Genomic DNA, 5813 nt, shown 5'->3' with positions numbered 1-5813 from the left:
GGCAGGGGGGGGTACGGCTGGATATGGGCATTCTGGAGCATTGGGGGGGCAGGGGGGGTCGCCTTCCTCATCGGCTACCTGTTCTACCTCCACAACCCGCTCACCTCCTGGCGCTATGCCCTCGGGATAGGTGCAGTACCCGCTGTTATAGTGATAGCGCTCAGGACGCGCATGCCAGAGTCATCAAGGTGGAAGATAGTGGAGAAGGGAGAGGGTGCAGTTTCGGAGGCGATGGCCCTGTCATCCCAGTCAGGCCTCAGCGAGGAGGACATCAGGGCGCTCCTCAGGGAGAGGGAGCAGGAGAGATCCACATCGCCTGGTTCCATATCGGCGCTCTTCAGGGGGGGTGACTACCTCAAGAGGACACTGGTCATATGGGTACAGTGGATCCTCTATGACATAGCGGGCTACGGCTTCGGCCTCTATTCTCCCCCCCTCATCCTCTCCGACCTCGGGATAAAGCATGCGGCATCCATATGGTTCAGCGCCCTTCTCTACGTGCCGGGCTTCCTGGGTGCACTGGGTGCAGCATACCTCAACGATTCCTTCGGCAGGCGGCCCCCCCTGCAGATGATCGGATTCGGCGGAATGGCACTGGCAATGCTCTTCGTCTCCATAAGTGCCAGGTTCGTGTACCTGCTGCCCGTGGGCATAGTGGGCCTCATAATATGGTATGGCATAGGCAACCTGGCCCGGGGAACACCATGGGCCTCTATGCCATAGAGATGCTGCCGACCAAGCTCAGGAGCACATCCATGGGTGCGGCAACCTCCATAACGAGGTTCGTATCGTTTCTGAGCGCATTCGAGTTCCCTTACATAACCCACTCCCTGGGCAAGCTGGTCTTCTTCGAGATACTCCTCGTCCTCATGGTGGTCGCACTTGTCTTCACTGTGTTCTTCACGCCAGAGACCAGGGGCCTGTCACTGGAGCAGATAGCCACAAGCAGGTACGTGGTGGGCAGAGGCAGGCCCAGGCTTGTCGGTGGGAAAGAGGGGGGGGATGGAGCGGATGATCACTCCTCCACCAGGTAACCGCTCTCCCTGTAGGCCCTGAGTTCCTGCGGCTCGTAGCCTGTCCTCACGGCTATGAAGTATACTGCCAGGGAGAACAGCGCCACGATGATGTAGTCCCAGGGGTATCCAACCACGCCTGTGCCCAGGGAGCCGTAGTAGGATACCAGTGCCAGGCCTGAGTTATAGATTACGACCCACAGTGATGCCCTCACTGCATCTATGCCGGATGAGGCTGACAGGCGGAGATAGATGTACGCAGCCACCTCCAGGGCTGTATAAAGTGCCCAGAAGTATGTGAACCGATTGTGCCTGTGAAGTACAGCGCTCCCACTGCGGCCAGGGCTGCCCAGTAGGTGGTACCGAAGGTCACTGCGGGATAGAGCCTATGCCGAGCGCCCTCCTCCCGTACGCGCTGAACAGAAGCAGCGGCAGGCCGGCACTCACAACCACCAGGAGGACAGATATGGTGCTCCAGCCTGACCAGTAGACGAGGAGCGAGGCCACTATGAAGCCAATGGGTGAGAGGACTGCGGAGAGGGGGGGAGTTGAGAATGGCCTCTCATAGTCCCCCATCGTCCTGCGGAGCACCGTGTTGCTGATGCCGGCTGCCAGGTATGCGTAAACTGTGAAAGAGGCGTCGATGCTCACCAGGGCGTACCAGCTGGGGGGGAAGGGCAGGAGGAAGAATATGCCTATGACGAAGGTGAGGAGTATGGAAATCCAAGGCGTCTGGAACCTTGGGTGGAGCCTCCCGAAGATCTCCGGGAAGTAGGATAGCCTGGACATGCCGAAGAAGCTCCTTCCGGAGGTCCCTGAGTATGCCCCCCAGCGTGGACGCCGAAGACACCACGGATGCGATGAGAAGCACTATGGAAAAGCCAACGAGGAGTGGGATGCCTGTGCTCCTGAACTCATAGTAGAATGGGTTGGCATCCCATGGAGAGGTGCCCAGTGCAGACCAGTCACCGGGCTTCACGCCCGCGGCGCTCCACGATATCCCCCCCCTGTGAAGGCCAGCTGGAGTAGTATGTAAACGGCCATCGCGGCGGTTATTGCCCCCCCAGCATTCCTATGGGCACAGACCTCTTCGGATTCCTGGTCTCACCTGCGTAATCGAGGCCCTGCCTGAAGCCCTCGTAGGAGAAGACGACGCCCGAGGGTACGAGTGCAGCGAAGAGCGAGGAGCCGCCGTACGGCAGGAAACCTCCCCTGTACTGGAAGAAATTGGATGCGTGGAAGATCAGGGAGAGTGCAAAGATGATCGTTAGGATTATTGCAGCTATCTTGAACCAGGTCATGCCTGCGTTCGCCTTCCCGAACACATTGACGCCCACATACTGTATGAAGGTGAATGTCCCGAGGATTGCAACGGCCACAAGCACCCCGAGGGGGGGCGTAAGCAGCGAAACCTTGGAATTATAGAGGCCAGGCACGAATGAGGATATGAAGCCCGTCAGCGCTGCCGCCTCAACGGGCGGTGTGGCTATGGCACCTATCAGGTAAGCCCAGCCCAGGAAGAAGTTGCTTATGGGGGGGCCGTGGGAGTAGTGGTTGAACCTGACGAGAGAGCCGCTGAACGGGAACATGGTGCCCAGTTCGCTGAATATGATGGCCAGCACCATGAAGAATACGCCGCCTATTACCCAGGTCACTATGATCCCGGGGGGGCCTGCGTATTCATTGCCGGCCAGGACACCGAGGAGCCACCCTGAACCGACCATGCCGGTGAAACTGATCAGGAATATATCGAGCGAGGACAGACTCTTTCTTAGCCTCACTGTCTCCACGGTCTGTTCAGACATCCCAATCTCATTGACATGAAGTTATATAATTTTCTTGACAACATTAATAGTGAGGTGAAAAACGTTTCAATGAATGTGTTTCAGCAGGATGGATCTATGAAAAATATTTTACACAAATGAAGGGGGGGGATCCGTTTATCCGGTCACTTGCAAGGCCAGGCGCCTTAAGGCGATGGGGGATTTCCCGTGGCGATCAATTCATACCTGCTTACGGCTGCAGTTCACTTGCACCAGGGAGTGTCATGAAAAAAGTTCATGTTGCCTGTGAGCACCCTACGGCCCTCCATTGCGAATAATCGAGTGTTTTCTGCAGAAATGATAAAGTCGTTGGCATACTTTCACGCCCTTCAGCACACAGGCCCTAAACTATGACCCTTGAAACGTCCCCCCCTCCTTCATGACCCTCACTATGTGGTCCGCAAAGCTCTCGAGCTCGTTCTCGTGGGATACGATTATGATCTGCGGTATGTTCATCTGCATCAGTATGTCCCTCATCCTGTAGAGCTGCTGGATGCTGAAGCCGTCAGTTGGCTCATCCAAGATGAGTGTGTCAGGCTTCCTTGTGGTGGAGGTGCTCCTCACAAGCGTGTTCAGGGCTAGCCTGTAGGAGAGCGCAACGCTCGTCTTCTCCCCCCCACCGCTCAGGTAGTTCACGTCCATCTCGAAGCCGTCCTGCTCCACTATGGGCGTGAAGCTCTCGTCCACCCTGATGTCCTTGGAGTGGTCATCTACGAGCGTGCTGAACCACCTCCTCAGGTGGTGGTTGAACTCCTGGTTCAGGGCGTACATTACCTGCTTCTCTATGCTCTCCACTGCAGGTATGAAGAACCCCCCCTCGATCCATGTGACTATGGAGCCTATCTTCCTGGCCCTGTCCCTGTGCGCCACCCTCTCATCTAGTTCACTTTGCGCCCTCTGTATCTCCCTATCCAGGCTGGCCATCTCAGTCTCTTTTGAACTAATGGTCCCAGTCAACTCTCTTATGGCACCAACGGTCGAGCGTTCCCTGTCCCTGAGGTCCTGTAATTCCTTCTCCCTCCGCACTCTCTCCAACCTCAGGTTCTCAAGTGGCTGGAGATCGGCCGCATACCTCTCGATCTCCTCTCTCTTAGCCTTTATCTGCTCATCCATCCGCCTGACCTCAACCTCCAGGCTCTCCAGCCTTGCAGAGATCTCCCTGACCTCACTCATGGCCCTCTGGTAATTCATGGCTGCCCTGACCTTACCCTCAGCGTCTCTGAGATTATCCTCCAGCGACCTCTTCTCCTCTCCCCCCCTCTTCTCTATTTCACTGCGGAGCCTTTCGAGCTCCCCCCCGCTGTACTTCTCCAGTTCATCCCTGATCTCCCCCCCCTATCTCCCTGCTCACCTCCTTCTCCTGTTCCCGGTATACCTCCAGTTGCTCCTCAAGGTGCCTGCGCTCCCCCCCAGTTTCATGCGCATTTCCCTGATGCTATCTAGCCTCCTGCTTATCTCATCCTTCTCTGCTCTCAGTGCGTCCCTCTTCTCCTCTGCCTTTTTCAGCTCATCCTGGTGCCTCACCCTCTCACTCTCGTACTCACCTCTGCTCACGGGCCGCCTGCAGGTGGGGCACACTCCGGTCTCCTCAAGCCTCCTGAAGTTCTCGATCTGGTTACTCAGGGTGCCGATCTCAAGAGTGGCCCTGTCAATATCCCTCTCTATCTCACGGAGCCGTGAATTCAGTTCACTTTCATCACCCTCTATCTCCACGGCACCCAGGCCTTCCAGCCGCCCCCCCTGAATTTCGCTCCTTGTGCTCCTGATCCTGCTGAGCCTCTCCTCGTCCTTCCTAAGTGCATCCTGCTTTCCTTTTATCCTGGCCTCAACGGCCCTCCTCTCGCCATCCAGGGATGCAATCTCTTCTGTAACCGCCTTGAGTCTCCTGTTTATCTCATCCTCCCGGGCCCTGGCCTCTTCCAGGCCGATCCCGGGATCCTCAGCAACAACCTCCCCCCCCTTCTTCCTTTCAAGCCTCCTAATCTCTTCGGCAGCCTTCCTCCTATCGTCCTCGAGTTTCCTCAGTTCGGCCTCAATCCTCTTCTTTGAATCGCCCAGCTGCTCGAGTTTCGAGATCCTGTCGCTGACCTCCCTGAGGGCACTATCTGCCATGGTTTCATCCTCCATGATAGCCCTGAGTCTTTCATTGAGCGCCTCCATCTCGGACCTCACCTTCTGGAGAGACCTCTCGAGCTCACCCTTTCTTTCCTTAAGGTCCCCCCCTATCTCCCTCTGTCTCTCCTCCAGGCCTTTGGAGAGCGTTTCTTCAGCCTGCCTCTCTAAGTCCAGGGCCCTCTTAACGTATTCTGCGTTGTCCCTGGCTATCTTGTAGTCCTCTATGTGGAAGGCCCTCCTCAGGGTCTGCAGCCTCTCGTCCTGCCGCAGGCTCAGTATGTTCTTCATCTCCTCCTGTGGGGGTGAAGACTGCGTACCTGAATATCAGGCTCCTGCTCCTGCTGCTCTGTGGCTCGTTGAAGCCAAGTATCTCTATGACCTTGGAGCGCAGCTCCGTCGCTGACAGGACCTGCTTGCGGCCGTCAGCGACTATGTAACTGTTGCCTGTCTGCTGGACACCACCTCTTTTGGACCTTTCAAGTTCCCTGTGCACCTCGTACTCCTTCCCGTCCACGCTGAACCTCAGCGTAACGCTCCCCCCCCTGTCCTCCCCCCCCACACGCAGAAGGGAATCCCCCCCCTGGTGTCGCCCAGTCCGAACAGTGCAAACTCCACTGCCATCAGGATTGTGGACTTTCCAGAACCTATGTCACCCTCAAAGAGTATGTTCCCTTCGGGGAAGTCTATTCTCTCTTCCACATAGCTCCTTATGTTCTTCATCTCAAGGGAGAGGATCTTCACTGCTCCACCCCCCCAGTATTCGCTTCGCCTGGCTCAACATGCCCTTCTCGTATGTGGACTTCTGCTCGCCCGGTTTTATGTCCACCCTCAGCACCCTCAGGAGTTCAAGGGCAAGGCCGAG

The 5813-nt window shown here is 56.8% G+C and carries 5 protein-coding genes and 2 pseudogenes; 1 reads left to right on the top strand and 6 read right to left on the bottom strand.

All coding sequences use genetic code 11. The features are described from left to right. Nucleotides 1-1034: pseudogene (locus JCM13583_RS11385) on the top strand (MFS transporter); the annotation flags it as partial. Here the strand turns inward: JCM13583_RS11385 and JCM13583_RS11375 are convergent. The 6 genes and pseudogenes from JCM13583_RS11375 to JCM13583_RS14310 form a co-directional block, all read right to left on the bottom strand. Next, a pseudogene (locus JCM13583_RS11375) lies at nucleotides 1016-2818 on the bottom strand (APC family permease). The pseudogenes JCM13583_RS11385 and JCM13583_RS11375 sit on opposite strands and share 19 nt — an antisense overlap. Nucleotides 2819-3184: 366 nt before the next feature. Further along, complete coding sequence (locus JCM13583_RS11370) at nucleotides 3185-4027, bottom strand: hypothetical protein (RefSeq protein WP_075057759.1); 843 nt, start codon at nucleotides 4025-4027, stop codon at nucleotides 3185-3187. A 156-nt stretch (nucleotides 4028-4183) separates the two neighbouring features. Next, entirely contained in the window at nucleotides 4184-5239 is a 1056-nt protein-coding gene (locus JCM13583_RS11365; protein WP_075057758.1) for a hypothetical protein, read from the bottom strand. Then, nucleotides 5133-5510 (bottom strand): hypothetical protein, encoded by a 378-nt coding sequence (locus JCM13583_RS13415; RefSeq protein ID WP_162509874.1) that lies wholly within the window; start codon nucleotides 5508-5510, stop codon nucleotides 5133-5135. Before JCM13583_RS13415 ends, JCM13583_RS11365 begins: the two co-directional genes overlap by 107 nt. After that, the gene (locus tag JCM13583_RS11360; protein WP_075057757.1) at nucleotides 5474-5692 is read right to left on the bottom strand and encodes an AAA family ATPase; all 219 of its coding nucleotides are present in this window, start codon (nucleotides 5690-5692) and stop codon (nucleotides 5474-5476) included. The genes JCM13583_RS13415 and JCM13583_RS11360 overlap by 37 nt, the downstream gene beginning before the upstream one ends. Next, nucleotides 5673-5813: hypothetical protein (locus JCM13583_RS14310; protein ID WP_171823634.1), on the bottom strand; the 141-nt coding region annotated here is incomplete at its 5' end. The genes JCM13583_RS11360 and JCM13583_RS14310, both read right to left, overlap by 20 nt.

The sequence above is a fragment of the Thermogymnomonas acidicola JCM 13583 genome (genome assembly GCF_001316105.1).
Lineage (GTDB): Archaea > Thermoplasmatota > Thermoplasmata > Thermoplasmatales > Thermoplasmataceae > Thermogymnomonas > Thermogymnomonas acidicola.
Note: the sequence above shows the minus strand (reverse complement) of the source record. Positions and strands in the feature narration are given on the sequence as shown.